Raw genomic sequence first — 26,164 nt, 5'->3', positions numbered from 1 at the left:
AAGTCAGACAGCACAATCAGACGATCGATATTTCGAGGCGCCTGCCCAGCTTGTTGAACGCCGCCTCCATGGCATCGATCCGGGAAGCATGGCGTGGATCGAGCAGCCGGTCGATTTGCGGCATATGCACATCGAGCCGCCGCGCCAGTTCGGCCTTGCGCACGCCCTGGTGAATCATTTCATTGGCGAGCAACACTTTCGCCACGACGAGCGTTGGCAACACGACACACGGCTGCCCCTTGCGCGGCTTCGAGGGAAAGGGCACCTTGCGCTTTTCGTCGAAGTAGATCTCGATGGCACTCTCCAGTGCGTCGAGCCCGTTGAGCAGCGCTTCATCAGCGTCGTCGCCCACGGATGCCGCTTCGGGAATGTCCGGAAACGTCACCAGATAGGTGCCGTTGGTGTCCAGTTCGAGATTGGCGGGATAGGACCACATGGCGGCCAGTTTCTCCTTGCTATGACTTGGCAGTGAGGTCTACGCGCGCGCTCACCGCTCACTTGAGGCCGAGATCGCGCTTGATCTTCTCGACCAGACCCTTGCCGATTTCCTTCTTGCCGTGATCGGGAAAGATAGTCGATCGACCGTTCAGCGTCACACGGAAATGGCTGCCTTTGGCGGCCAGGAACTCGGCGCCCAGATGCCTCAGCCATCGTCTGAATTCGCTGTAACTCATTGGCTTCGCGCGGAAAGTCGTCTGAGCCACGAGTACAACATATATGTTGTATTAAAAAACGTAGAGATGCAACATATTTGTTGCATCTCAATGCCGACCTCGCCGCCTTCCAGGGATCAGAGCGGCGGCCGCTCCAGCCCCACCCAACGTTGAACGGACGGCCGCCGCCACTGACGCCGCGCATACCCGGCCAACCGCCCGGGCACCGCATCGCCGTTCAGGACGAGGCGATTCAGCATCAGCGCAAGATCCACGTCGGCGATGCACCATTCGCCGAAGAGATGTTCTGCATCTGGCGCGAGCAGCGCTTCGGCCATCGAAAAGAGCTTTAGCGCAGCGGAGCGCGCCGCATCGGAAAGCGGTGCAGTCGTCGGGCCGTAGAACACGACTTCGGTCGATCGCTCCTGCCGGAGCGCCATGAGGTCGCTGCGCAGCCACGCCTGAACCTGGCGCGCCCGGGCGCGCATCTGACGATCCGCCGGATACAGCGGCGCGCCCGGGAACGCTTCGTCCAGATACTCCGTGATCGCTGAAGATTCCGAGAGGGCGAAACCGTCGTGGATCAGGGTCGGCACGCGCTGCGTCAGCGACTTCGCCGCGAAGTCCGCGCTGTGGTTTTCGTTTTTACCGAGATTGACGGTCGAAAGCTCGAACGCCAGGGACTTCTCGTGCAATGCCACGAAGACCGACATTGCGTAAGGGCTGGCGTATTGGGCGTCGCAGTAGAGATGCAGGGCTGGATTGGGCAAGGAAGGCTCCATTAGTTCGCCGTTCGTTCATCAGGTAAGCGCAGAGATGGTAACGAACCGGGTCGCCGCGCCCCTTGTTCGCCGACAAACCAATCGGCGCAAGCAGGCCCCTGCGCGCCCTGACCGGCTACGCCTTCTGATTGCGGAAGTCGGGAAACTGGTTGCCGGTGTAAAGCGGCGGCGCCACCCTGGAATATGCCGATGCCAGTTGAAACGCATCCAGATCGTCGTAGGTATTGCCGACAATCTGCATGCCCATTGGCATGCCTTCGGCGTCGATCCCGATGGGGGCTGCGACTACGGGATACGCGCCGAGTAGATTCCAGACCCAGGTAAAGACGAACTTTAAGCCGGTGACCCGCCTGCCCTGAATCATGACGCTATCAGTTTCAGGATTCAGACCATGCTCCGCCGGAATAAGCGGTGTGGCGACCGTTGGCGTCAGGAGCGCGCGATATCCGCGGGTAAAGACGGTTTCCTGCACCTGGCGCTGATATTGGTTCAGTAATTCTTCCGTGGCGACGAGGGCGTCTGGACCGATCTGCCCGTGCAGGCGCGTAAACGACGCGCGCGTATAGGGCATCAACTGGTCCAGATGTTTGAGCCCTTCCGTTCGCATGCCTCCCATGCTGGTAGAAAAGAGCCCCGCCCAGAACGTATCGAGATCATCCGCCTTGAAGCCGAGATCCACGGTTTCCACCGTGGCACCGAGACCCTTCACGCGTTCGATCGCGCGATTCATCGCTTCGCGCACCGGCGGGTCAAGCGGCGAAATCCCCGGCATAGGATCGTAGGCGATTTTCCAGCCCTTAACGGAATCGTAGTGTTCCGGGTAAATCAACCTGGGACGCAACGACGAAAGAACGAGCGGATGCGGGCCCACCATGGCGTTGGTGAAGAGATTCAGGTCGTCGAACGTACGCGCGAGCGGTCCCTCGGTCTCGTAGGGAACTTCGCTGGTAGGCACCCGTCCGAAGGGGGGCTTGAAGCCGTACAGCCCGCATTGCGACGCTGGAACCCGGATCGAGCCGCCCATGTCGGAGCCGAGTGCGAGTGTCGTGAAGCCCGCAGCGAGTGCCGCACCGGCACCACCCGACGATCCGCCAGGCGTGTATGCCAGGTTCCACGGGTTACGCGTCACCCCCCACAATTTCGTCGCCGTGGTGAGCCACGTGTAAAACTCCGGCACTGTCGTCTGGACATGGAACACAGCACCGGCCGCGCGCAGACGTTCGATTACGGGGTTGTCCGCCTTCTCGGGCGGTGCGTCTTTCAGCAGCATCGACCCCATGGTCGTCGTCCACCCCTTGACCGCAAACTCGTCTTTTACCGCCACGGTAATGCCTTCCAGCGGCCGTGGATTGCCTGCCTTGTAGCGTGCTGCCGATTCGTTCGCCGCCGCGCGCGCCTCGTCGAAGTGTTTGACGGTGATGCAGCCAACCCGCCCCTCATCAATGCCAATGCGCTTGATCTGGGCCTCGAGCACATCCACGGGCGACAACTGGTGAGTCCGGAAACGGGCTAGCAGTTCTGTGGCAGACAACCAGGCCGGATCATCGGGCGATGGGACGGAAGCACTGGCCGCGTGCGTGCGCGTCGCCGTTGCGGCAAGCAATGCGGCGCTGGCAGCCTTGCCAGAAAGCTTCAGAAAGTGGCGTCTGTCGATCATCCGGCATTCTCCCGCTTCGCATCGGCTCCGCTCCACATCTTTCGACGCTCGGAGAGGAATCCTCATTGAATGAACCGCAACCCGAATCGTGGCCGGAATAATCAGCCAGCATCAGTGCGCATGCAGTAAGCATTACCGCGATCGTCGATATGGCGATATGCCGTGGCCCGCGTTACGCGTTTTCCGCGTCACATGGCCTTCGGTCGACGAATCGATGCGTGAACGCTCTATGGGTGTAGCAACGGATATTGCTTAACGTCCCACGTTTCCTGCCATTTTCGTCGGGACACCATAATGGGTCTGCACCCGCGAAAGTCTATACTGACGCAACGCTTGACGTCGTCTATATGGCCAGATGCGCATCGATTTCGCCTCGGCCCAATGCCACTGCACTGCCTGATTTTTTCAGCCTCCATGCAGTTCACCGAGGCTGTGGGTAACGCGTCATGACATGGAGGACCCATCGTGGCTGAATCGCTGGCATTGAAGTCGCCGCGGTCGCGGTGCCGTACGTTCGAGCGGCTCTCAATCATTGCCGCGCTTGTTGCGGGCGCAATCGCCCCGGTGCTCGCGCATGCACAACAAACCGCGGCGCTCTCCGCGAACGTGGACCCCATGACGATAGCGTCTGCGGTCCACGTCGACGACTACGCCGCGACACGCTACCCGATCATCCTCGTTCACGGATTGTCCGGCTCGGACAAGCTGCTGGGCGTACTCGACTACTGGTATGGCATCCGGTCCGACCTCGAGCGCCACGGCGCGACGGTTTTTGTCGCCGACGTCACAGCGTTTCAGGCCGACGACGGACCGCTTGGACGAGGCGAACAACTCGTTGCCTATATCAAGCGCGTGCTCGCTGTCACAGGCGCTGCCAAAGTCAACCTGATCGGTCATAGCCAGGGCGGCTTGACCGTCCGTTACGCGGCTGCGGTCGTGCCACAGTACGTCGCTTCCGTGACGACCGTCGGCACCCCGCATCGCGGCTCCGAGTTCGCCGATCTGGTGCAGGGCATGCTCACGCTCGACCCGAGCGGCTTTTCGCTGGCACTGGCGGCGCAGTTTGCCAACATCATGGGTTATGCCATGGGAAGCGGGCGTCATCCGAACCAGGACGCGGTCATCGCACTGAGGGAACTCACGACGGACGACGCGAGCCGCTTCAACCTCAAGTACCCGAGCGCGGGCCTGGGCGCACCCGGCACCTGCACGTCCGGCGCGGCCGAGGAGACAGTGGGCGGCTACCGGCATCTTCTCTATTCGTGGAGCGGCTCCGCCATCCAGCCTTACACGAAAATCGCGGGTGTTGTCGTTGGCCGCGACATGAGCATCGTCCCGGTCGTCGATCCCGCGATCTACGTCGATCCCTCCACGCTCGACATGCTTGAAATCGGCACGGTGATGCTGAACCTGAACTCCGGCGTCAACGATGGCCTCGTTTCCGTGTGCAGCTCGCTCTTCGGCGACGTCATCAGCACACGCTACCGCTGGAATCATCTCGACGAGGTCAATCAGTTCATGGGCATTCTGGGCGCCTATGCCGAAGATCCGGTAGCCGTTTTCCGCGCCCACGCCAACCGCCTCAAGCTCAACGGCGTTTGAGACAGACGATGCGCACGCCCACTCCCCTCGTTCTCCGGTGCATGCGTCCCGCCTCGCGTGCGCTCCGCCAGGCATTCGCCGCATTCGGCGTTGCGTTGCTGGTGGCGGCTTGCGGCGCGCCGACACCGCGTAACGAAGCCCCATCGTCATTGCCGGCCGGCGCGATTGCATTACCCGCATCGCTCGCGGGCACCGACGTGCCGTCCTTGCCCGTCGACGCCAGCGGCAATCTGATGCCTGTGCGCGCCGTGCGCGATTTTTTCGACTATTGCCTGATCGCCGAGGTGGACCTCGGGCCCGATGGCGTCGACGCGTTCGTCACGCGCCAGATCGCCGCGCAGGTGAACGGGTTGCCGGCGCAAGCCCAGGCGCTCGACGTGTGGACGCGTTATCGCGCCTGGTTCGCCGCTGTCCGGCAGCTAAAGGAAAGCGGTGCTCCAGCGCAGACGATGGAGCCAGCGCGTCTCGCCGATGCATTGGGGCAACGCGAGGCCGTCGCGACGCAAACACTCGGCGAATGGCGGGACGTATTTTTTGCCGACGAATTCGCGCGCGAGCGAAACGATATCGACCGGCTCAAGCTCAGCGTGAATCCGCGATTGAGCGACGCGCAGAGGCAGGCACGCCTCACGGCGCTCGAGCGCGATCTGCCTGCCGACGACCGGGCGCAGCAGCAAGCGCGTCAGCGGGAAACCGTTGTGCTTGCCCACATCGAACGCCTCCAGAAAACGAATGCCTCGCCCGAACAGATGCGCCGTGAGTTGACGCCCGTGATCGGCCCGGCCGCGACCGATCGCCTGATCGCGATGAAGCGCGACGACGACGCGTGGCGCGCGCGTTATGCAGCCTATGTCGTGCAGCGCAAGCAGATCGAAGCATCCGGGCAGTCCGGCAGCGATATCGCGGATCAGGTGCGCCGCCTGCGCGAGCAGACGTTCACCGCACCGGGCGAGACATTGCGCGCGCTGTCGTTCGATGAAGGCGAGGCGCGTCAGTAGCGCTCGCGCCTAGTTGCGCTCGCCCGTTTCATTGAGGTCTTGATGCAGGATCCGCCGCAGTTCGAGTATCGCCTGCGGCGAGTCGGTAATCGAATGCCAGCCCCGGATGACGAATTCGGAATCCGCGCCTTCGAGGTGCGCGCTGCGATAAGGCACGACGCCGTCGTCGGTGTTTTCCAGAGGGCCGCCTGCCTGTCTGCGCGCGATGATCGAGTTGTAGCGCACGTTCGGCGCAATCGGCAGTGTGGCAAGTGCACGGATCATCGGGTCGTCGTCGCTGAGCTGGTCGACGCTGTTCGGAACGCGCCGGGAGTGATTCGCCGACTGCGCGCCGTAAGTGCCCATCATCGCGTCCGTGGCGTCCTCCACGTCGTCGAGCAGCGTGAGCGGCAGTTCGATGAGATTCGCCGCCCAGCGTCCGAGAGGATTGCGCGCAAACGAGGTGCCGCGATGCGGCGCCGCGATGAAGACCACACGTTCGACGCCAGGCAGCGGCGTGAAGCGCAGATACGGATCGAGCTGCGCGTGCGCGCGCTCCACCTGCGCGCCTTCCGGTGTGTATTGGTCCGCGAAGACATGCCAGAGCGCGTCTCCCGATGACGACACAAGGGCCTTGCTCAGCACGCCGCCCATGCTGTGGCCGATCAGCACGATGTCACGTGAAGCGCTCGTCTGTCCGTTGGGATCGAAATGGCGCAAGGTGCTCAGCAACACCTGGCGGATATCGGCGAGGTTCACAATAATTGGCACATTGGTCGGGTAATAGACCTGCCAAAGCTGAAATTTCCTGCGCAGGGTCGGGTCGCCCTGAATCTCGTTGGCGACGTTGACCCACGCTTCAGGACTCGACGCGAGGCCATGCAGGGTAACGATGATGCGGCGGTTCGGATCGAACGGCTGCATGAGAAAGATATGCGGCTCGCTGATGCCGTACTTCGGCAGGAGCAGCGAGGCCATCGACTCCGCGCCGAAATCAGAGCGCGCGAGCCACATGCCGTAACCCGCCGAGAAGTTAGCGCCAAGAGGCACGACCTGGGCGTTGACGTCGACCGAATCCGTCCGGTACGGGTCGTACACGACCAGGGTCGCGTCGCGCCGCGCAAAGACCTCATCCAACGTAGCACCGGGGAACTTGAGCAGGACGGTCAGGACGGGATAAGGCATCTCGCTGAACCATGAGCCGCCCGCAAGGCGCTCCTGGCGCGAACGGCGGTGCGGCGTGGCGCTCGATCCGGGCGCGTCGGCCAGAGACGCGACGGCATCGGAAGCAGGGAGCGGCGTGTAGACGGGCGTGGAAAGCGCCGATGCATTCGCGGGGCGCGGCGCCTTCGGCGGGGTGGGTCTGATGTCCGCGTCCGCGACGAACTGCGCGCCAAGGCCGTCGCGGCGGTAGATGCTGCGCAGTCCAGAGAATCTGAGCGATGTCGCCGGGATTAGCGCGCGCGGCGTTTCCACGCCCGCTGGCAGATGCAATCCGTCCAGATCGAACTGCAACTGCCAGTCGGCGATGTGTTTAATCAGCTCCGGCTCGCTGTCGCTGGCCGTCGCATTGATGAGCATGCGCTGGAAAAGTGCCGACGCGGTGCGCTGAACCGCGTAGTTGTAGAAGTCGCGCACCTGGGTCTGCCGGTCTTCGAAGGCGCGCTCGGCCGCCGGCCGCGTGCTGAAGAATAGCCAGACATAGGCGAAACGGGCCGCACGCAGCCATAGGTCAAACTGCGCGTCGCTCCAGGGCAGGTCGCGCGCGGCCGTGGCCGCAAGCGCCTCCTTGAGCGACAACTCCGCCAGCGCGGAAAGGCGCTGGTCGTTATCGATCATTGATGCGTTCATGAGCCCGGTGGCGCAGGGTTGCGTCGGGCTGCGGCAAATATCTTCGAGGCCGCTCACCGCGAGGGTTTGCTGTGTGGCTTCGCTCAGTGCTCCGGTCGTCAGGATGTCGCCTCGGCTATGCGCGATGTATTGCTCAGGGCTCGTGGAACGCACGTGCACGGCTGCGCAGCCGGTGCATAGCAGGCACACGAGCGCCACGACGAGCCATGCCGTTCGCCGCAGCGCGCGATCGGCGACGATGCGCGGGTGCGGCGCTCGCTGGACGGTCCGGCGCGGCATCGGATCTTGCCACCACGGCACAGAGGGTGCGTTGCTCACATGCCGTTACCGGGCGGCGTCGCGGCAGCCTGACCAAGGGCATAACGGCGCGTTGGCCGGTGTGATTGACGGGGCGTGAGGCGAGCCATGAACGCTCCTGGCGGCGACGAATCGTGGGATCGGCAAGAAGGTCTTGCGACGCTTGCAAACGCAACACGGTTGGCCGGGAGTCCGCTCCTGACCTACGCGCGCGAAGCCTGCAAGCGCCCCGAGCTCGCGATCTGCGCTCGGCGGGCTACAACGGAATGTATCTCGTTGGTAAGACACCTGCTCTGTGAGCGCGCGCCGTGTTCATTGAACATTTCCAGCAGTCCGTAGCGGCGAATTTTTATTCATCATCCGATTCGGCTGGTCCGATGCCAGGATACGCGATGGTGGACTCCGGATTACTCCAGCCGAGCAACCGTTGAACGGCGCTGACGTTCCTTGTGCGTTTGTCCATGAACGTTGCTCTGGTGCGGCGCAACGGATGGATGCCGTCGACGGTTGGGTCAAGTCAACGGTCCCCGGCGCGCGGCTTACGGCGCTCACGACGTCGCCCCGTGATCCCTTTGCTTGACGTCGGGCAGTCGATTCGCCAGGAACGTCGTGAATATCGCCGCAGTACCTCAAATCCAGCATTCGCGACCTATACTTTTCAGGACGATTCCGTTTGCGTCCCTCTTGGGCCCCATGACGTTCCGGTATGAGAAACACATTGTGATCTAGGAGTCGTACCGGGATCCAGCGTGAGGGACATTCTGCACATTCCACATCCATGTCCACAGGTTCGGATCTCGATCTGGTTATCGTCGGCGGTGGCATCGGCGGTGTCATCTGCCTGAAGTACGCCAAAGACGCCGGGCTCAAGACTCTGGTCCTGGAGCGCCGGGAACGTGTCGGCGGGCTGTGGCGTGATCTTCCCTCGTGGCAGGACATCCAGTTTCGCAAGGAAGACTGGACGCTCGGCGACGTCCCGCTGTCCGAAGAAAGGCAGCCGGGTATATTGCGCAATATCGAAGCATGGGTCGAGCGGTTCGATCTCGCGCCTCAAATCGTCCTCAATGCACCGGTCACGAGCGCACAGTTCAGCGCAGTCCGCTGGCAAGTGACGACAGAGGGAGCCCGCTATCAATCAAGGTGGCTTATCGCTGCCACAGGCGGACACAATCGCCCCGTCGTACCGCAGGTCAAGCACGATGATTCGTCGATTGCCGAGTACCACTCGTTCGAACTGCGCAATCCGCAAGCGTTGAGAGGCAAACGCGTCACTGTCGTGGGTGGCGGCGCATCGGCGTACGACCTGCTCGACTTATGCTTCACATACGAGGCGAGCAGCATTGCGTGGATCTATCGTTCTACGAAATGGATGCGCCCGACGCGACAGGTCAAATATCTCGGGATCGACGTACGCCTGTTAGCGAAATACCAGATGCTTGGTCTTTCCACGCACGCGATGAACCGCCGCATCAATGAAGACTTGCGGGCAAGGTACAAGAAGGCCGGAATCACGGAGATCATGCCGGAGAGCGACTTCGACATCCGTCGCGATCAACTCATTCCGGGCCGGCCGCGCATGATCCAGGGTTTCCGCAGCATCGAGCGCCATCGCGGTGAAGTCCAGTCCGTCCACGGCAAGACGATTCGCCTCTCGAACGGTGAAGAGATCGGGACGGACCTGTTGCTGTGGGGCACCGGCTACGCCATGGACCTTGGCTATCTGGGGCTGGATTCGCTTACCCAGGCAAGCGGGATGAATAAACTCTCCGCGCGGTGCTACTCCGTCTTTCGCTCGATCGACGCCCCCAACCTCTTTCTTTTGGCACCCGGCGTGCTGGAGACAAATACCTCGACGCCTTGGGCCTACGCCCATGTGGCAAGGTCGATCATGTCCCACATCACAGGCGGTGCCGTCTTCGTGGACCCGCCGGTTCAGGCTCTCACGAATCACTATGACCTTCTCAAGATGCTGGCACCACACGACCGGCGGAACTACCCGTTCGGGCTTTGGTACCTCAAGTATCTCCGGCTTGCCATGTTCCATCCAAAGGCACGGCCGATGCCCATCCCTTGAACGACACCGCTGAATTGCTGAATGCGACGCGCCCTATCGTCAACAACGCTCCCGCCTCGATCCGTACTCCGAAGGACAAACTGAAGCGTTCGAGCGACAACGATGCAAGGTCTCAGCACCGCTTCCGTTTCACGCGATATCGAACGGGCAACCTCCGCCAAAGCAGGTTGGGCAACACCCGAGATATGGCGCGCACTAGGTGAACAACACCTTCAGGACGGGAGCCGGCCCTTGGAAGATGTCGAGTCATTGTTTCGGGCTGCTATTTCGCTTTCGAAGCAACAAGGCACGCTTTCGTGGGAGTTGCGTGCGGCTACCAGCCTGGCAAGACTTATTTCGCACAGAGGCGACCGCCACGAAGCTGAGGATGTTCTCGCGGCGACACTCTCCCGAATCACACAAGGTGCGTCAACAAAGGACGTGCTCGCCGCTCACGCTGTTCTTGGCGAAGTCACGGCCGACCGGGAAGACGGTCAGTGCCAGGATTAGCCGTATCTGAGCCCACCCACCGGCCAACTATGGCGTCGCGAGCGCCGGGTGCGCTGGCTTGCCGCCGTTCGTCACTCCGCTGCGGGTGAGTCGGCGACGCCTTGGGTGCTCTGGCACTTAATGAGCGCCTTGTTCACGTAGACGGTGCCAATGCCGTCACACGCCTAGCCGCCAGCGAACCCAAACGCCGCAAGCCAGCGCGTCGGTCTTCCGCAATGCGCTCAATCTACGTGTCATTGCAGCGCACGTCAGCGCCATCAAAATTACCGCTCAATAGAAAAACTAACTAAAAATTGTTCACGAAACACAAAATTTCGCGTTTATCACACAATTTTCCGTTCCCGAAACACAATTTTTGCGTTCCCGCACCCTCCGTTGTGCATCCATCCCTCCAAAAATCTCTTTGACAAACACTCTTAAGATATATATCTTAAGACATATTTTAAGACACTCACGTGATAAGGAGGCCCCATGCGCCACCATCCCCATTTTTGTCATACCGGCCGTCAAGGCCATGCACCGCGCGACGCGCGCGCCTTCTTCAACGGCCCGCACGCCGCCATGCACGCCTGGCGCGCCATGCGTCACGCCATGGGCCGCCATCGCGGCGGCGAAGGCCCCGGCGACTTCGGCGATCGCTTCGGCGAAGGTTTTGGCCGCGGCTTCGGCGGTTTCGGCGACGGCGACGGTTTCGGCCGTGGCCGCAAGTTCACGTCCGAAGACCTGCAACTCATGCTGCTCGTGCTGCTCGCCGAGCGCCCGAGCCACGGCTACGAACTCATCAAGGCGCTCGACGCGCGCTCGAACGGTTTCTACAGCCCGAGCCCCGGCATGGTCTATCCGGCCCTCACGTACCTGGAAGAGCTCGGCTATGTGAGCGTGGCGCTGGAAGGCAACCGCAAGCGCTACGAACTGTCGTCCGAAGGCCGCGCGCACCTCGAAGCCAATCGCGAACGCGCCGACCTGATCCTCGCCAAGCTCACGCACTTCGGCCGCAAGATGGAAGTCATGCGCCGCGCGATGGCCGGCGAAGACCCCGCCGAAGGCACAGGCTGGGTGCGCGAGCTGATCGAGGCGCGCCGCGCACTCAAGCGCGCGCTCCTGCGCCGCACCGACGTTGCGCCCGAGGAGCAGCGCCGCATCGCCGCGATCCTCGCGCGCGCCACCCAGGAAATCGAAAACGGCAGCGAGAACGGCGACGCGTAAATCCGCCTCTCTTCCTCGCGAGCCTCGCGGCGGCCCACGCCGCGCCACCCCAACACCGGAGCCATCCATGCAGAATCCGTCCCAACTCGAAGTTGTCCGTGTCCGTCACCCGTTGAAGTTCCGGCTGTTGCGCGTGGCGCGCGTCGAGGCGCTCTCGCCCGCGCTCGTGCGCGTGACGCTCACGGGCGATCTCGGCGATTTCGTCTCGGGGTCGTTCGACGATCACGTCAAGGTGTTCTTCCCGGCCGCCGGCGAAGAAAAGCCAGTACTGCCAAGCTTTGGGCCCGACGGCATCGTGTTCCCGGAAGGCGTGGAGCGCCCCGCGGCACGCGACTACACGCCGCGCCGCTTCGACACGCAGGCCAACGAACTCGACATCGAATTCGCGCTGCACGAAGCCGGCCCGGCCACCGCGTGGGCGGCGCAGGCGCAGCCCGGCCAGTATCTCGGCGTGGGCGGCCCGCGCGGCTCGATGGTGATTCCCACGGGCTACGACTGGCATTTGCTGATCGGCGACGAAACGGCGCTGCCGGCCATCCAGCGGCGCCTCGGCGAACTGCCGGCCGGTGCGCGCGTGGCCGTGGTCGTCGAAGTGGCGAACCGCGACGCACGCATCGAATTGCCGACCGAAGCCGATCTGTACGCCACCTGGTGCTATCGCGAGGAAAGCGAATCGGCGCAGCCGCTCGTGGACGCCGTGTCCGAAGTCTGGCTGCCGCCCGGCGACGGCTACGTCTGGGCCGCGGGCGAAGCCTCGGCGATACGCGCGGTGCGCGCGCACCTGTGCAATGAGCGCGGCGTGGACAAGAAGCGCATTCGCGCCTCCGCTTACTGGCGGCGCGGAACCCAGGCGGCCCACGAAACGATTGACGACTGATCGAACACGAATCGCCCCTTCCTGGGCGCGGCATGACTGCCGCGCCCTTTAACGTTTGGCACTACGCCTTTTACATGACCACGACTCTCACACCGCTGCGCGAACGCACCCTGCTCTGGCTGCTCGCGCTCACACAGTTCACCGTCATCATGGACTTCATGGTGATGATGCCGCTCGGCCCGCAGATCATGCGCGCGTTTGCGATCACGCCCGCGGCATTCGCCACGGCCGTCTCGGCATATTCGCTCTGCTCGGGTTTATCAGGACTCCTTGCGGCGACGTATATCGACCGCTTCGACCGCCGCCGCCTGCTACAGGTCGCCTATGCGCTCTTCGCGCTGTCGAATCTCGCCTGCGCGCTCGCCACGAACTTTCATCTGCTGCTCGCCGCGCGCGCGTTCGCGGGTCTCACCGGCGGCGTGCTCGGCTCGATCGTGATGGCCATCGTGAGCGACGTGATTCCCGCCGCACGGCGCGGTGCGGCCACGGGCATCATCATGACCGCGTTCTCGATCGCGGCCATCGCGGGCGTGCCGGCCGGCGTGCTGCTCGGCGCGCATTTCAGCTGGAGCGCGCCGTTCCTGCTCCTCGTCGTGCTCTCCGTGGCGATCTGGCTCGCAGGCTCGCGCGTCGTGCCGTCGCTCACGGAGCATCTCGGCCAGCGCACGCCGCTCGGCGAAGTGCTGCCGAGCCTCTGGCGGCTGCTCACGCTGCCGCGCCATCTGAAGGCCTTCGCACTGACCTTTACGATGATGGCCGGGCACATGCTCGTGATTCCGTTTATCGCGCCGATGCTGGTCGGCAATCACGGCATCGCGCCGCAACAGCTTTCGTGGCTCTACATGGCCGGGGGCGCGGCGACGTTCATGACCTCGCGCGCGGTGGGCCGCCTCGCGGACCGCTACGGCAAGCGCCGCGTGTTCCGCGTGATGGCGCTCGTCTCGCTCGCGCCGGTGCTGTTCGTCACGCATCTGCCCGCGCTGCCGTTCGTCGCGCTCGTGGCGTTCTTCGCCGTATTCATGATCGCGATGTCGGGCCGCATGGTGCCGATGCAGGCGCTGCTCACCACGATTCCCGAGCCTGCGCGGCGCGGCGCGTTTCTGAGCGCCAACAGCGCGGTGCAGGCGCTCGGCACGGGCATTGGCGCGTGGCTGGGCGGCCAGTGGCTCACGAATGGGCCGAATGGCGCGATCCTGGGCTTTGGGCACAATGGCTGGATTGCCGCGGCGCTCACGTGCGCGGCGGTGCTGTGGGTCTCGCGAGTGCGAGGCGCTTCGGAAGAGGCGTCGATTGACGCTGCCACACCTGCGGGCACGGCGCCGGTGGCCGTGAAACCCTGAGCGGCGTGTTGAGGGTCGCGCATTGGCGCGCCACAAAAGAAAACCGGTTCGCAGGCGCCGCGCGCCTCATGAGCGCGCCACGCACCGCGAACCGGTCGTGCTTCAGGTAGAAAGCGGATGAAACCGCGGGGCTCGCCCCGCGTGAAGCGCGGGACCCGACCGGCCGATCGGGTCTTCGCGCTTCGTCGCTCGATCGCTCCGCGAGGGAGCGACCAGGCAATGCTTAGAAGCGGTGACGCAGGCCCACCGTAGCGGCGACCTGGTTCTGCGAGGTCGACGGCGACAGCGTGTTGATCATGGCAACGTTCGCGCCGGCATCGCCGAGCTCGCCCGAAGCGTGCTGGTACACAGCGCCAGCGTAGACGTCGGTGCGCTTCGACAGCGAGTAGTCAGCCGTCAGCGAAACCGTGTGCCACTTCGGATCACCCGAACCGTTCGAACCCGTGACCTTGCCGTCCGTGAACGTGTACGACGCGTTCAGGGCGAGAGCCGGGGTCAGTGCGTATGCGCCGTTCAGCTCGAAGTTGTCCAGGTGCAGGTTCGTGCCCGACGGGATCGAGAACGTCGTGCCGCCCTGGCCGCCAGCGATCAGGTTTTCGTACTGCGTGTGCGTCCACACGAAGCCGACCGTTGCCGGGCCGTAGTTGTAGTTCACGCCTGCGCCGAACGTGCGTTGCGTTTCAGCCGACAGGTTGAAGTTGTTGCCGTTCGATGCCGAGTTCGCGCCGTTGCTGTTGCCGCTGCGCGTGTTGTTCATTTGCAGGTAGGCAGCCGCGAAGTTCAGCGGGCCGTTGCCGTACGAAGCGCCTGCGCTCCATGCACGGTTGTTGGCGAACTGGCCAGCGTCGTTGCTGAAGCCGTACATGCCGCCGAACTTGAAGCCCTGATAGTTGACGCTCTGGTACTTCACCGCGTTCTTGATCGAGAACGAGTGGTCGAGGTTGTCGTTGTCGAACGGGTGAGCGGCGAGGTTGTTGCCGTAGCCCGAGCCGGCTTCCGAGATCGGGCCGAGGTAGTCGACCATCGAGTCATACTGGCGGCCGAGCGTCAGCGTACCGAAGCGGTCGCTTTGCAGACCGACGAACGCTTGACGGTTGAACATCGTGCCGCTTTCGGTGTCCTTGCCGTTGTTCAGGTTGAAGCCGTTTTCCAACGTGAAGATCGCGTGCAGACCGCCGCCCAGGTCTTCGCTGCCCTTCAGGCCGAAGTACGTGTCGCCGACAGCGCCGCTACCCTGGTTCCATGCGGCGTGACCGCCTGCATTGTTCGCGTAGACGATACCCGCATCCAGCGCGCCGTAGAGAGTAACGCTGCTTTGTGCGTGAGCCGAGGCTGCGAATGCGCCGAGGACGCCCGCGATAATCAAAGTATTCTTCATGACTTTCCTTAATGACATTCAGACCGCGCAGAAGCGGCGCCGGGTATTGGCACCACCCCGCAATCTCGGCCGAAGTCTACGTGGCAAAGGCATTAAAGCGCCGTGCCAGCGGCTGTAACAGATATTTGCGAAATCTGGAAATATCGGGATTAAATCTCGTAAGTGGTTGTCGCGTAGGGGAAATACGGGGTAACACGCCGTTCCTTCCGAATACGACGTGTGGCAATCATGCGACGCCCGGATAGCGCATCGAATCGATTATTGTGAAAAGTGGGATTAATTGCGGGAGATTTCCCGCATTAAGTCGCTGCAAATCGATGAAACTTTTCTGCAACTACCCCGGTCGAAACGCGGCCTGCCGCGAAAATCGCCTGTAAATCGGGCAATCGCCGGTGGACGCATTATTGATTTACCCTGCGATTATGCTCGTATCGCAGCCAGTTTCTTATTGCGGTTACTACCAGCAAAGCGGTTACGCCCGAACCGCCAGCGCCTGGCGGCGACCTCGCCCGGCGCGCCTGAGGGGCCTGGCGCGCGCATCCGTTAAAATCACGGAACGCGCGCTTTCGCAGCGCCAGAAATACCCGCATCGACGCCACTTCTACCGAACGGCCGCGTCGCCCTCACCCGTCCGGCGCGAGACCCCGTCATGACAAACAAAGCCACTCCTACGCAAGCCCAGCCCTTCAGCGCACTGCCGCTCGCGCCCGCCATGCTCGAGAACCTCACGCGCCTCGGCTACGTCGAGATGACGCCGATCCAGGCGGCGAGCCTGCCCATCGCTTTCGCGGGGCACGACCTGATCGCCCAGGCCAAGACCGGCAGCGGCAAGACCGCCGCGTTCTCGCTCGCGCTGCTCTCGCGCCTCGACGCGCGCCGCCAGGACGTGCAGGCCATGATCCTCTGCCCCACGCGCGAACTGGCCGACCAGGTCACGCAGGAAATCCGCCGCCTCGCGCGCGCCGAAGAAAACATCAAGGTGCTCACGCTGTGCGGCGGCACGCCCATGCGTCCGCAGGCCGCGAGCCTCGAACACGGCGCGCACATCGTGGTGGGCACGCCGGGCCGCATCATGGATCACCTGGAGCGCGGCAATCTCGCGCTCGGCGCGCTCAACACGCTCGTGCTCGACGAAGCCGACCGCATGCTCGACATGGGCTTCTTCGACGACATCGCAACCGTGGTGCGCCAGTGCCCCAAGGAACGCCAGACGCTGCTCTTTTCGGCGACCTACCCGGAAGGCATTACGAAGCTGAGCCAGCAGTTCCTTCGCAATCCGAAGGAAGTCAAGCTCGAAGAGCATCACGACGACAGCAAGATCCGCCAGCGCTTCTATGAAGTGACGGAAGACGAGCGCCTGCACGCCGTGGGCATGCTGCTCAACCACTACCGCCCCGTGAGCACGCTTGCGTTCTGCAACACCAAGCAGCAATGCCGCGACCTGCTCGACGTGCTGCGCGCGCAAGGCTTTCATGCGCTCGCGCTGCATGGCGAGCTCGACCAGCGCGAGCGCGACCAGGTGCTGATCCAGTTCGCCAACCGCAGTTGCTCGGTGCTCGTGGCGACCGACGTGGCCGCGCGCGGCCTCGACATCGCGCAGCTCGAAGCCGTGATCAACGTGGACGTCACGCCCGACCCCGAGGTGTACGTGCACCGCATCGGCCGCACGGGCCGCGCCGACCAGGACGGCTGGGCGCTCAGCCTCGCGAGCATGGACGAAATGGGGCGCGTGGGCGGCATCGAGCAGGCGCTCAAGCGCGAAGTCGAATGGAGCCCGCTCGCCGGGCTCAAGCCCGCCAGCAACGAACCGCTGCTGCCGCCCATGGAAACCGTGCAGATCCTGGGCGGGCGCAAGGAAAAGATCCGTCCCGGCGACGTGCTGGGCGCGCTCACCGGCGAAGCGGGCTTCAGCGGCTCACAGATCGGCAAGATCAACGTGACCGACTTCTCGACCTATGTGGCCGTGGAGCGCAGCGTCGCGCGCGACGCGCTGCGCAAGCTCAACGCGGGCAAGGTCAAGGGCAAGAAGGTCAAGGCCCGCTTGATGGACGAATGACGGACGAATGATGGACGAATAAGCCGTCCGGCGCGCACGCCGCTTGCGCATCATGCCGTGCCGCGCCGCCGCTCAACCGAATCAGGAAAGCCATGAAACAACCGCTCAGAATCGATTTCGTCTCCGATATTGCGTGCCCGTGGTGCGCAATCGGCCTCTCGTCGCTCAATCTCGCGCTCGAACGACTGCGCGACGAGGTCGACGTGCAGCTCGTCGTGCATCCCTTCGAACTCAATCCGCAAATGGGTCCGGGCGGCGAGTCGGTGGTCGACTATCTCGGCAAGAAATACGGCCGCACGCCCGAGCAGATCGCCGAGACGCAGGCGATGATCCGCGAGCGCGGCGCGAGCGTCGGCTTCACGTTCGGCGCGCGCGAGCGTGTCTACAACACCTTCGACGCCCATCGCCTGCTGCACTGGGCCGGCATCGAGGGCAAGCAGGTGCCGCTCAAGCTCGCGTTGCTGCGCGCCTATCACGGCGAGGGCAAGGACACGAGCGACCACGCCGTGCTCGTGGCGGCGGCGCAGTCCGTGGGGCTCGACGCGACGCAGGCGCGCGAGGTGCTGGAAAGCGGCCGCTACGCCGACGAGGTGCGCGCCGAGGAGCAGCAATACCAGGCGGCCGGCATCCAGTCGGTCCCGGCGATCATCTTCAAAGAGCAGTATCTGGTGAGCGGCGGCCAGCCCGTCGAAACCTTCGAAAACGCCATCCGCCAGATCCTGGCCGAAGCCTGAGCGCTGCGGGCAGGATCGCGCTGTGGCCCGCTTCATTCACGGCTTCAGAGGCGACTTCCGAGGCGGCTTCATGGCCGCATTCACAACCTGACATGCGCCCCGATCGGGCGCCCGGCGCATCAAGTATGCCGGGCGCCCCCTCGCGGGCGTGTAAACTAGCGGGTTTTTTCAGGTGAAAAAGTGCTAGCCCCGCAACGCCTGGCGTTGAGCGGCCCGACGCTCGTTCGCTTACTCGCCGGCCTTGGCGGCGCCGAGGTGCCCGAATCCCGGCTGTCGATCGCGGACCAGTTGAGCCAGTGGCTCGGCTGGACGGACGCGATCGCGCTTTCGACTGCGCTCAGCGCGCAGCCGCCGGCCGCGCGCGCCGCTGCCGCGCCGCCAGGCGCGAGCGCCGAGCAAAGCCAGAGCGAGCGCGTGCGCGCGGCGCTGACGAAGGCCATCACCGGCGACGGCGCGTCCGCCCGGCGCGATGGACGGCGCGCGCCGATCGCGCACGCCGCCGCCGCGCAGGCGCCTGCTGATGTGGAACCCGATTTCGCGGATTTCCGCCAGCGCTACCTCGCGCTACAGCAGGCGATGGAGACGGATATCGGCGCGCTGCGCATACGCTTGCGCGCGGCGCTGGCCGCCCGCACGCCCGCGCTCGCGCGCCTCGCGACGGTGGACGCCGTCATGGAGCAGGCGCTGGGCGCGCGCGAGCGCAGCCTGCTCGCAGGCGTGCCCGCGCTGCTCGGCGCGCACTTCGCGCGACTGCGCGCAGCGGCCACGGCCCAGGCCGCGCAAGCCGCCGGAGCAGCCGAAGGCGCAGAACGAGCCGAGGCGACCGCCGAAAACGCCGCGCCTTCCGCGCCGCACACGTGGCTTCCGAGCTTTCGCAAGGATATGCAGAGCGTGTTGCTCGCCGAACTTGAGATCCGGTTTCAACCGGTGGAGGGGTTGCTTGCCGCCCTTCGCACCCGCTAACCCCAATGCTATGTCCCGCGCTATGTCCCGTTTTCGCATTGAACCTGTAATTTTCGTCGTGGGTCTCGCGGCCGTGTGCTGGATCGGCGCCGGTTATCTGGGCTCGAATCTGCTTGCGCTCGCCGTCACGCTGCTGATCGGCGCGTGTTATGTGACGGGCGTGTGGGAGCTCTATCGCTTCCGGCAGGCCACCAGCACGCTCGCCCAGGCCGTCGCGAAACTCGACTCGCCGCCGGGGCGCCTCGGCGTCTGGCTCGACACGCTGCATCCCGGCCTGCGCAACCCCGTGCGTGCGCGCGTGGAAGGCGAGCGCGTCGGCCTGCCCGGCCCGGCGCTCGCGCCCTACCTCACCGGCCTGCTCGTGCTGCTCGGCATGCTCGGCACGCTGCTCGGCATGGTCGTCACGCTCAAGGGCACGGGTGCGGCACTGGAAAGCGCCACCGACCTCGACGCGATCCGCGCCTCGCTCGCCGCGCCGGTGAACGGCCTGGGCTTCGCGTTCGGCACCTCGATCGCGGGCGTGGCCACGTCCGCGATGCTCGGCCTGCTCTCCGCGCTGTGCCGCCGCGAGCGCATCGAAGCGGCGCAGCAACTCGACGTGAAGATCGCTACGACGCTGCGCGGCTTCTCGCTGGCCCATCAGCGCGACGAATCGTTCAAGCTGCTGCAACGCCAGGCCGAGGCCATGCCCGCGCTGGTGGACAAACTCGGCGCGCTGATGACGCTGATCGAGCGCCAGGGCCTCGCGCAGCACGAGCAGCAGCTCGCGAGCCAGCAGGCGTTCGCTGCCAACGCCGAAGCCGCGTGGAGCCGCCTCGCGGCTTCCGTCGGCCAGTCGCTCAGGGAAAGCGCCGCCGAAAGCGCGCGCGCCGCGGGCGCGGCGTTGCAGCCGGTCGTCGAAACGACGATGGCGGGACTCGCGCGCGAATCGGCGTCGATGCAAGACACGCTCACGCAGGCGGTGCAGCGTCAGCTCGACGGGCTCACGAGCGGGTTCGAGGCCTCGACCGCCAGCGTGGCCGAGATCTGGGGCCGCGCGCTCGCACAGCACAAGCAGACCAACGAAGCGCTCGCGGCCGACCTGGGCGGCGCACTGGAGCGCTTCAACGCAAGTTTCGAGCAACGATCGTCGGGGCTGCTGGATGGCGTGTCGGTGCGCTTCGAGGCGGCTTCGGGCGCGATGTCGCAAGCATGGCAAGCGGCGCTCACGCAACAGGAACACACAGGCGAAAAGCTCGCGACCGACAACCGGCAGGCGCTCGCCGCGGCGGCCGCTACGTTCGAGCAGCATTCGGCTTCGCTGCTGCGCGCCGTGGATGCGTCGCATACGGACTTGCAGAAGGAACTGGGCGCGCGGGACGAAGCGCGGCTCGCGAACTGGGCCGAGGCGCTCGCCGCGATGGCGGCCGGGTTGCGCACCGAGTGGGAAGCAAGCAGCGCGAATACGGCGCGACGACAGCAGGAAATCTGCGCGACGCTCGCACAAACCGCGAACGATATCGCTGCGCAATCGCAGCAACACTCGAGCAAGACGATTGCCGAAATCGATCGTCTGGTCGAAGCCGCCTCGGAAGCCCCGAAGGCCGCCGCCAACCTGCATTCGGAAATCGCCGCGCGCGACGAGCAACGCCTCGAAACGTGGACCGCATCGCTTGCGACTCTGGCGACCGGGCTGCGTAAAGAATGGGAAGAAACGAGCGCAGCCACGGCGCAACGTCAGCAGGAAATCTGCGCGACGCTCGCACAAACCGCGAGCCATATCGCCGCTCAGTCGCAGCAACACTCGAGCAAGACGATTGCCGAAATCGATCGCCTGGTCGAAGCCGCCTCGGAAGCCCCGAAGGCCGCCGCGAACCTGCATTCGGAAATCGCCGCGCGCGACGAGCAACGCCTCGAAACGTGGACCGCATCGCTTGCCACCCTGGCCTCCGGGCTGCGTAAAGAGTGGGAAGAAACGAGCGCAGCCACGGCGCAACGTCAGCAGGAAATCTGCGCGACGCTCGCACAAACCGCGAACGAAATCGCCGCTCAGTCGCAGCAGCACTCGAGCAAGACGATTGCCGAAATCGATCGCCTGGTCGAAGCCGCTTCGGAAGCGCCGAAAGCCGCCGCCAATCTGCACTCGGAAATCGCCGCACGCGACGAACAGCGCCTCGAAACGTGGACCGCATCGCTTGCCGCGATGTCCGCCGCGCTGCGCAAAGAATGGGAAGAGACGAGCGCCGCCGCCGCGCAACGCCAGCGGGAAATCTGCGAAACCCTCTCGCAGACGGCCAGCGACATCACCACGCAATCGCAGGCCCACAACGCCAGCACCATCGCCGAAATCGCCCGCCTCGTGCAGGCCGCGTCGGTGGCGCCGCAAGCCGCGGCCGAAGTCATCGCCGAGTTGCGCCAGAAGCTCTCGGACAGCATGGTCCGCGACACCGCGATGCTCGACGAGCGCAACCGCCTGCTCGGCACGCTCGAAACCCTGCTCGACGCCGTGAACCGCGCCTCCACCGAGCAGCGCTCGGCAATCGACGCGCTCGTTTCCACGTCGTCGGATCTGCTTGTGCGCGTGGGCGGCCAGTTCAGCGCGAACGTCGAAGCCGAAACGGGCAAGCTCGGCGCGCTCGCCGCGCAGGTGAGCAGCAGCGCCGTGGAAGTGGCGAGCCTTGGCGACGCGTTCGGCGCGGCCGTCACCGTGTTCGGCGAATCGAACGACAAGCTCGTGGCGCATCTGGAGCGTATCGAGAGCGCGCTCGACAAGTCGCTCGCGCGTAGCGACGACCAGCTCGCCTACTACGTGGCGCAGGCGCGTGAGGTCATCGACCTGAGCATGCTGTCGCAGAAGCAGATCGTCGAGAACCTGCAACAGCTCGCCGGCCAGCGCGCCGCCGCCGGAGTCGACGCGGCATGAACGACGAAATCGACGGCGGCGCGGCCCCCGCCGCGCCCGTGTGGCCCGCGTTCGCCGACCTGATGTCGGTGCTGCTGGGCGCGTTCCTGCTGATTCTCGTCGGCGTGGTCGGCATGCAGCTCGAACTGTCGAGCCGGCTCGCGAACGAGGTCAAGCAGCGCAAGGCCGAAACGGAACGCCGCAAGACGCTTGAAGAAGCGCTCGCAGGCCCGCTCGCGGCGGGGCGCGTGACGCTCGTGAACGGGCGCATCGGCATTAGCGGCAGCGTGCTGTTCGCGCTGAATTCGGACCAGTTGACGCCGCAGGGCCGCGAACTGCTCAAGAGCCTGGCCGGACCGCTCACGGCGTACCTGAAAAGCCGCGACGAAATCCTCATGGTGAGCGGATTCGCCGACGATCAGCAGGTGCATGCGGGCAACCGCCGCTTCGCGGACAACTGGGAGTTGTCGGCCGAGCGCGCGCTCACGGTCACGCGCTCGTTCATCGACGCGGGCGTTCCGGCGAAGTCGGTATTCGCGGCCGCGTTCGGCTCCGAGCAGCCGGTGAGCGCGAACAGCGACGAAGCGGGCCGCGCGAAGAACCGCCGCGTGGAGATCGCGCCGGTGCCGCGCCCGACCGTTGGCGAGAGCAAGCATGGCGAATGACGCCGGCCCGCGTCTCGCGCCGGCCGAGCGCGAGGCACCCGACGCTGCGGACGTGAGCGCCCTGCTCGACGCCTGGCGCGCACGCGGCGCCGACCGGCTCGATCCGGTGCGCTTCCACTTGATCGAGGCGCTGGAGCGCCGCCGTGCCGCGCATGCGGGCGAAGCGCGGCGCCTCATCGATGCGCGTCTCGCGCAACGGCTCGACGCGTTTGCCCGCGACCTTGAGCGCGATGTGACGCCGGTATTCGGCAACGAAGCGCGTCGCAGCGCGCTCGGCAGCCTTGTCGATTCGATCCCGCGCGCGGAGCCTGTGCACACCCCGTCACGCGTGAGGCATGAACCGGACCCGGAGCTGGTCGACTATTTCCGGAAAACCTGGTCGCGCGTGCGCACCGAAAAGCAATTGAGGCAGTCGCTGGACCAGGTGCCCAGAAACGCCGGGCCGCTCAATTCGAACAGCCTCGTGCATCGCGCGCTTTCGCTCATGCGCGAGGTGTCGCCGGGGTATCTCCAGCACTTCCTCGCGTATGCCGATGCGCTTTCGTGGGTCGAGCAGTTGAATGCGAGCGTTGGAGCGGCGGCGCCGGTGAAGGAAGCGCCAAGAGCGGCGGGCGGGAAGAAAGGAACGCGCGGAAAGGGGCGATAGGCGCTGCGGGGCCTTGATCGATTCCACCTCGATCTTCCGGCGTTGGCAAAATAACGATGGCAGTGAGGTGCTACCATTGATGCACATACGCATCAGTTTTTGAGGCAACGCCCATGCGAACCACTGTCACGATCGACGACGCCCTGTACCAGCAAGCGCTCGAACTGGCCGAGCCAGGTATCGACAAGGCGGAGCTCATCCGGGCCGCAATCCAGACCTTTGTGCGCGTTCAGGCCGCAAAGCGGCTCGCCGCACTCGGCGGTTCCGCACCCGACATGGCTGATATCGAGCGGCGCCGCCCCGAGTCCGCAGCGCAATGAGCGTCCTGATCGACACATCGGTCTGGATCGACCACTTCCGTCACGGCAACCAGCAACTCATAAACTTGATCACGAGCGATCAGGCGCTCACCCATCCCTTTGTGCTCGTCGAGCTAGCTTGCGGTACACCGCCCGAGCCACGCGCACGCACGCTTCACGACATCGGCTTGTTGCAGCACGCACAACAGGCGACGCCTGCCGAGGTGATGCAGTTTATCGAGGCCGAGCGCCTCTACGGTCATGGCTGCGGCGCCATCGACCTCACGTTGCTCGCATCGACGTTGATGACACCCGGCGCGAGCCTGTGGACGCTCGATCGGCGTTTGGCAGCACTCGCCACACAGCTTGCCGTGGCATGGCCGCCAAACGCGCACTGAGCTGAGCGCTGGCGAACCGCAGCGCCCCCGCCCCCTCACCCCGCCTGACGCCTTTCCCGCACCGCCTGCGCCAGCCCGTCGAGCACCGGCTCCGTCTGCGCCCAGCTAATGCACGCGTCGGTAATCGACACGCCGCGCTTGAGCGGCACGCCGGGCTTCAGGTCCTGGCGGCCTTCTTCGAGATGGCTCTCGATCATCACGCCCACAATGCGCTTGTCGCCGCCCGCCAGTTGCTCGCCGATATCGCGCGCCACGTCGATCTGGCGCTGATGCGCCTTGTTCGAGTTCGCATGCGAGCAGTCGATCATGACCTGCTCGCGCAGGCCCGCCTTCGCCAGCGAAGCGCAGCACGCCGCCACGGAAGCCGCGTCGTAGTTCGGCCCGCTCTTGCCGCCGCGCAGGATCACGTGGCAGTCGTCGTTGCCGCGCGTTTCGAAAATCGCGGCCATGCCCATCTTCGTCATGCCCATGAACGCGTGGCTCGCGCGCGCCGCGACGATGGCGTCGGCGGCCACCTGCACGCCGCCGTCGGTGCCGTTCTTGAAGCCGATCGGGCACGACAGGCCCGAAGCGAGTTGCCGATGGCTCTGGCTTTCGGTCGTGCGCGCGCCGATCGCGCCCCACGCCACGAGGTCGGCGATGTATTGCGGGCTCAGCAAGTCGAGGAATTCGGTGCCCGTGGGCAGGCCGAGCGCGTTGATGTCGAGCAGCAACTGACGCGCCGCGCGCAAGCCTTCGTTGATACGGAAGCTGCCATCCAGGCGCGGATCGTTGATATAGCCCTTCCAGCCCACCGTCGTGCGCGGCTTCTCGAAGTACACGCGCATGACGATCAGCAGATCGTCCTTGATTGTGTCGGCCTTCGCCTTGAGGAGCTTCGCGTATTCGATCGCCTGATCGTGGTCGTGAATCGAGCACGGGCCCACCACCACCACCAGCCGGTCGTCGCGCTGTGCGAGCACCTCGGCAATCTCGCCGCGGCTCGCTTCGACGAGCGATTGTGTTGCCTGCGGCGTCGGCAGTTCGTCGAGCAGCAGCGCGGGCGAGATGAGCGGTCGCACGGCGCCGATGCGCACGTCGTCGATACGGGTCGTGTCCTGGGTGGCGTCGGCCACGCCGACTTCCTGGTCGTGCTGCGGATTGTCGATACGGCTCAAGATGTTCTCCGTCTGCGCATTTGACACGCGCACCATGCATGTGTGGGGGATGAATGCGCGATTATCGCATCCGGCGGCGGCGCGCCAAACAAAACGAGGCGGCCCGAAGACCGCCTCGCTCAAGGGCCTGCCACGTGCGCCGTGAAGATCGGCGCCGTGAAGATCAGCGCGCAGCGCCCCCCATCGGATAGCCCTTGCCCGCCAGCCGTCGCGCAATGCGCACGAGCGCGAGCCACTGTTGCGCGAGCAGGCCTTCGCCGTAGTTCACGCCCCGGCCGTGCGGCGCGGGCAACTGGTCGCGAATGCCGGTGGGCTCGTGTTCCTTGTTCCACGAAGCCGTGCGGAACATCATGTCCCACCACGGGAACAGCACGCCGAAGTTGCAGCCGTAGCGCGTGCCTTCGTGGCCATAACCGATCGCATGATGGCGGCGATGAAACGCCGGGCTCACCGCAATGCGTTCGAGCAGCCAGCCGAACTCCAGCCGCGCGTTCACGTGCTGCACGCTCTGCATGAAGTTGCTCACGGCCACGAGCACGACGAACTGCGCGGGCTGCACGCCGATGAAAAGCGAAATGGCGGCGAAAAACGCGGCCTGCAAGATGTCGTCGAGAAAATGATTGCGATCGTCGCACCACAGCGACATCTGCTGCTGGCTGTGATGCACGGCGTGCAATTCCCACCACACGCCGAAGCGATGCTGCCAGCGGTGATACCAGTAGCCCGCGAAGTCGAGCGCGATCAGATAGATCAGGAACGACACGAGCGGCCTGTCGGTCACGCCGGGCCAGAGGCTGTCGACCTCGAGGTTCGGGATGTTGTGGATCGCCATCAGGCTCTGCCAGTGATTGAACAATGGCGTGAGCAGGAAGAAGAACGCGATGTTGATGATGCCGAGCTTCGCGATCCACGTGTACCAGATGTCGGCGCGCAGCGCCTTGCGATCGCCCCATTGCTCAGCGGGGCGCAGCGCTTCGAGCGGACGCAGGATCACATACATCGCGACGATCTCCAGCACGCCCACGATCACCCAGTAGAGCGCGTCGTAGGTGTCTTCGTCGTAGCCCATCAGGCCGACCTTGTAGAAGATCGGCTGCACCACGTCCACGTAGACCAGTGTCTGGAGCCACGAAACGAGGTTGTCGGCCTGCGAAATCAACGTATCGATCATCGGGACTCCTG

General features: G+C 64.6%; 23 protein-coding genes. 15 read left to right on the top strand and 8 right to left on the bottom strand.

Features of this window, described 5'->3' with window-relative positions; translation table 11 throughout:
* Window positions 1–16: 16 nt before the first annotated feature.
* From C7402_RS06150 to C7402_RS06135, 4 genes are all read right to left on the bottom strand, one after another.
* Window positions 17–436: a type II toxin-antitoxin system HicB family antitoxin gene (locus tag C7402_RS06150; RefSeq protein WP_112169264.1), complete on the bottom strand. Its 420-nt coding sequence runs from the start codon at window positions 434–436 to the stop codon at window positions 17–19.
* A 58-nt stretch (window positions 437–494) separates the two neighbouring features.
* Window positions 495–674, bottom strand: a complete 180-nt coding sequence (locus C7402_RS06145; RefSeq protein WP_116609978.1) for a type II toxin-antitoxin system HicA family toxin — start codon at window positions 672–674, stop codon at window positions 495–497.
* Between the two features lie 116 nt (window positions 675–790).
* Window positions 791–1,435, bottom strand: a complete 645-nt coding sequence (gene yfcF, locus C7402_RS06140) for a glutathione transferase (protein WP_116609977.1) — start codon at window positions 1,433–1,435, stop codon at window positions 791–793.
* 115 nt (window positions 1,436–1,550) lie between these two features.
* Entirely contained in the window at window positions 1,551–3,092 is a 1,542-nt protein-coding gene (locus tag C7402_RS06135; RefSeq protein ID WP_116609976.1) for an amidase, read from the bottom strand.
* Between the two features lie 465 nt (window positions 3,093–3,557).
* Here C7402_RS06135 and C7402_RS06130 point away from each other — a divergent pair, with 465 nt between their 5' ends.
* Together C7402_RS06130 and C7402_RS06125 are read left to right on the top strand one after the other, a co-directional pair.
* The gene (locus tag C7402_RS06130) at window positions 3,558–4,694 is read left to right on the top strand and encodes an esterase/lipase family protein (RefSeq protein ID WP_425273765.1); all 1,137 of its coding nucleotides are present in this window, start codon (window positions 3,558–3,560) and stop codon (window positions 4,692–4,694) included.
* Between the two features lie 8 nt (window positions 4,695–4,702).
* Window positions 4,703–5,692, top strand: a complete 990-nt coding sequence (locus tag C7402_RS06125; protein ID WP_116609975.1) for a lipase secretion chaperone — start codon at window positions 4,703–4,705, stop codon at window positions 5,690–5,692.
* Window positions 5,693–5,701: 9 nt separating this feature from the next.
* Here the strand turns inward: C7402_RS06125 and C7402_RS06120 are convergent, their stop codons facing one another.
* Window positions 5,702–7,801 (bottom strand): esterase/lipase family protein, encoded by a 2,100-nt coding sequence (locus C7402_RS06120; RefSeq protein ID WP_208948895.1) that lies wholly within the window; start codon window positions 7,799–7,801, stop codon window positions 5,702–5,704.
* Window positions 7,802–8,597: 796 nt separating this feature from the next.
* Between C7402_RS06120 and C7402_RS06110 the strand changes: the two genes are divergently transcribed.
* The 5 genes from C7402_RS06110 to C7402_RS06095 all read left to right on the top strand — a co-directional run bounded on the left by C7402_RS06110 (window position 8,598) and on the right by C7402_RS06095 (window position 13,805).
* Window positions 8,598–9,893, top strand: coding sequence for an NAD(P)-binding domain-containing protein (locus tag C7402_RS06110; protein ID WP_116609973.1), 1,296 nt, complete (start codon window positions 8,598–8,600; stop codon window positions 9,891–9,893).
* Window positions 9,894–9,995: 102 nt separating this feature from the next.
* Window positions 9,996–10,382 carry a hypothetical protein gene (locus C7402_RS46180; protein ID WP_133254418.1) on the top strand — a complete coding sequence of 129 codons (387 nt, stop codon included), beginning with the start codon at window positions 9,996–9,998 and terminating at the stop codon, window positions 10,380–10,382.
* Window positions 10,383–10,853: 471 nt separating this feature from the next.
* Complete coding sequence (locus C7402_RS06105; protein WP_208948894.1) at window positions 10,854–11,588, top strand: PadR family transcriptional regulator; 735 nt, start codon at window positions 10,854–10,856, stop codon at window positions 11,586–11,588.
* 67 nt (window positions 11,589–11,655) lie between these two features.
* A complete protein-coding gene (locus C7402_RS06100; RefSeq protein WP_112169312.1) occupies window positions 11,656–12,465 on the top strand; it encodes a siderophore-interacting protein in 810 nt (269 codons plus the stop codon).
* Between the two features lie 74 nt (window positions 12,466–12,539).
* Entirely contained in the window at window positions 12,540–13,805 is a 1,266-nt protein-coding gene (locus tag C7402_RS06095; protein ID WP_116610086.1) for an MFS transporter, read from the top strand.
* Between the two features lie 223 nt (window positions 13,806–14,028).
* On the opposite strand, the gene C7402_RS06090 is transcribed toward C7402_RS06095, so the two are convergent.
* Window positions 14,029–15,183, bottom strand: coding sequence for a porin (locus C7402_RS06090; protein WP_112169314.1), 1,155 nt, complete (start codon window positions 15,181–15,183; stop codon window positions 14,029–14,031).
* Window positions 15,184–15,832: 649 nt separating this feature from the next.
* Here C7402_RS06090 and dbpA point away from each other — a divergent pair.
* The 8 genes from dbpA to C7402_RS06050 all read left to right on the top strand — a co-directional run bounded on the left by dbpA (window position 15,833) and on the right by C7402_RS06050 (window position 23,825).
* Window positions 15,833–17,239 (top strand): ATP-dependent RNA helicase DbpA, encoded by a 1,407-nt coding sequence (dbpA, locus tag C7402_RS06085; RefSeq protein WP_112169316.1) that lies wholly within the window; start codon window positions 15,833–15,835, stop codon window positions 17,237–17,239.
* 92 nt (window positions 17,240–17,331) lie between these two features.
* The gene (locus tag C7402_RS06080; protein ID WP_116609972.1) at window positions 17,332–17,973 is read left to right on the top strand and encodes a DsbA family oxidoreductase; all 642 of its coding nucleotides are present in this window, start codon (window positions 17,332–17,334) and stop codon (window positions 17,971–17,973) included.
* A gap of 180 nt (window positions 17,974–18,153) precedes the next feature.
* Window positions 18,154–18,936: a DUF3348 domain-containing protein gene (locus tag C7402_RS06075; protein ID WP_116609971.1), complete on the top strand. Its 783-nt coding sequence runs from the start codon at window positions 18,154–18,156 to the stop codon at window positions 18,934–18,936.
* Window positions 18,937–18,958: 22 nt separating this feature from the next.
* On the top strand, window positions 18,959–21,838 hold the full coding sequence (locus tag C7402_RS06070) for a DUF802 domain-containing protein (protein ID WP_116609970.1): 2,880 nt from the start codon (window positions 18,959–18,961) through the stop codon (window positions 21,836–21,838).
* Window positions 21,835–22,482: an OmpA family protein gene (locus C7402_RS06065; protein WP_112169324.1), complete on the top strand. Its 648-nt coding sequence runs from the start codon at window positions 21,835–21,837 to the stop codon at window positions 22,480–22,482. The genes C7402_RS06070 and C7402_RS06065 overlap by 4 nt, the downstream gene beginning before the upstream one ends.
* The gene (locus C7402_RS06060; RefSeq protein ID WP_116609969.1) at window positions 22,472–23,128 is read left to right on the top strand and encodes a DUF2894 domain-containing protein; all 657 of its coding nucleotides are present in this window, start codon (window positions 22,472–22,474) and stop codon (window positions 23,126–23,128) included. Before C7402_RS06065 ends, C7402_RS06060 begins: the two co-directional genes overlap by 11 nt.
* Before the next feature lie 113 nt (window positions 23,129–23,241).
* The gene (locus C7402_RS06055) at window positions 23,242–23,448 is read left to right on the top strand and encodes a type II toxin-antitoxin system VapB family antitoxin (RefSeq protein WP_116609968.1); all 207 of its coding nucleotides are present in this window, start codon (window positions 23,242–23,244) and stop codon (window positions 23,446–23,448) included.
* Complete coding sequence (locus C7402_RS06050; protein WP_116609967.1) at window positions 23,445–23,825, top strand: type II toxin-antitoxin system VapC family toxin; 381 nt, start codon at window positions 23,445–23,447, stop codon at window positions 23,823–23,825. Before C7402_RS06055 ends, C7402_RS06050 begins: the two co-directional genes overlap by 4 nt.
* A gap of 35 nt (window positions 23,826–23,860) precedes the next feature.
* On the opposite strand, the gene C7402_RS06045 is transcribed toward C7402_RS06050, so the two are convergent.
* On the bottom strand, window positions 23,861–24,982 hold the full coding sequence (locus tag C7402_RS06045; RefSeq protein ID WP_116610085.1) for a 3-deoxy-7-phosphoheptulonate synthase: 1,122 nt from the start codon (window positions 24,980–24,982) through the stop codon (window positions 23,861–23,863).
* 163 nt (window positions 24,983–25,145) lie between these two features.
* The gene (locus C7402_RS06040) at window positions 25,146–26,153 is read right to left on the bottom strand and encodes a sterol desaturase family protein (RefSeq protein ID WP_116609966.1); all 1,008 of its coding nucleotides are present in this window, start codon (window positions 26,151–26,153) and stop codon (window positions 25,146–25,148) included.
* Window positions 26,154–26,164: the final 11 nt, after the last annotated feature.

It is taken from the genome of Paraburkholderia unamae, from assembly GCF_003096875.1.
Classification (GTDB): domain Bacteria; phylum Pseudomonadota; class Gammaproteobacteria; order Burkholderiales; family Burkholderiaceae; genus Paraburkholderia; species Paraburkholderia unamae.
The sequence above is the reverse complement of the archived record's forward strand: the minus strand, read 5'-3'. Positions and strand labels throughout refer to the sequence as shown.

Excerpts from the sequence above, each read along its gene's own strand:
- C7402_RS06065 (WP_112169324.1), top strand. The coding sequence starts at position 21,835 with ATGAACGACGAAATCGACGGCGGCGCGGCCCCCGCCGCGCCCGTGTGG.
- C7402_RS06110 (WP_116609973.1), top strand. The coding sequence starts at position 8,598 with ATGTCCACAGGTTCGGATCTCGATCTGGTTATCGTCGGCGGTGGCATC.
- C7402_RS06060 (WP_116609969.1), top strand. The coding sequence starts at position 22,472 with ATGGCGAATGACGCCGGCCCGCGTCTCGCGCCGGCCGAGCGCGAGGCA.
- C7402_RS06120 (WP_208948895.1), bottom strand. The coding sequence starts at position 7,801 with ATGCCGCGCCGGACCGTCCAGCGAGCGCCGCACCCGCGCATCGTCGCC.
- C7402_RS06040 (WP_116609966.1), bottom strand. The coding sequence starts at position 26,153 with ATGATCGATACGTTGATTTCGCAGGCCGACAACCTCGTTTCGTGGCTC.
- C7402_RS06145 (WP_116609978.1), bottom strand. The coding sequence starts at position 674 with ATGAGTTACAGCGAATTCAGACGATGGCTGAGGCATCTGGGCGCCGAG.
- C7402_RS06100 (WP_112169312.1), top strand. The coding sequence starts at position 11,656 with ATGCAGAATCCGTCCCAACTCGAAGTTGTCCGTGTCCGTCACCCGTTG.
- C7402_RS06095 (WP_116610086.1), top strand. The coding sequence starts at position 12,540 with ATGACCACGACTCTCACACCGCTGCGCGAACGCACCCTGCTCTGGCTG.
- dbpA (WP_112169316.1), top strand. The coding sequence starts at position 15,833 with ATGACAAACAAAGCCACTCCTACGCAAGCCCAGCCCTTCAGCGCACTG.
- C7402_RS06125 (WP_116609975.1), top strand. The coding sequence starts at position 4,703 with ATGCGCACGCCCACTCCCCTCGTTCTCCGGTGCATGCGTCCCGCCTCG.
- C7402_RS06135 (WP_116609976.1), bottom strand. The coding sequence starts at position 3,092 with ATGATCGACAGACGCCACTTTCTGAAGCTTTCTGGCAAGGCTGCCAGC.
- C7402_RS06150 (WP_112169264.1), bottom strand. The coding sequence starts at position 436 with ATGTGGTCCTATCCCGCCAATCTCGAACTGGACACCAACGGCACCTAT.
- C7402_RS06055 (WP_116609968.1), top strand. The coding sequence starts at position 23,242 with ATGCGAACCACTGTCACGATCGACGACGCCCTGTACCAGCAAGCGCTC.
- C7402_RS06080 (WP_116609972.1), top strand. The coding sequence starts at position 17,332 with ATGAAACAACCGCTCAGAATCGATTTCGTCTCCGATATTGCGTGCCCG.
- yfcF (WP_116609977.1), bottom strand. The coding sequence starts at position 1,435 with ATGGAGCCTTCCTTGCCCAATCCAGCCCTGCATCTCTACTGCGACGCC.
- C7402_RS06090 (WP_112169314.1), bottom strand. The coding sequence starts at position 15,183 with ATGAAGAATACTTTGATTATCGCGGGCGTCCTCGGCGCATTCGCAGCC.
- C7402_RS06050 (WP_116609967.1), top strand. The coding sequence starts at position 23,445 with ATGAGCGTCCTGATCGACACATCGGTCTGGATCGACCACTTCCGTCAC.
- C7402_RS46180 (WP_133254418.1), top strand. The coding sequence starts at position 9,996 with ATGCAAGGTCTCAGCACCGCTTCCGTTTCACGCGATATCGAACGGGCA.
- C7402_RS06105 (WP_208948894.1), top strand. The coding sequence starts at position 10,854 with ATGCGCCACCATCCCCATTTTTGTCATACCGGCCGTCAAGGCCATGCA.
- C7402_RS06070 (WP_116609970.1), top strand. The coding sequence starts at position 18,959 with ATGTCCCGTTTTCGCATTGAACCTGTAATTTTCGTCGTGGGTCTCGCG.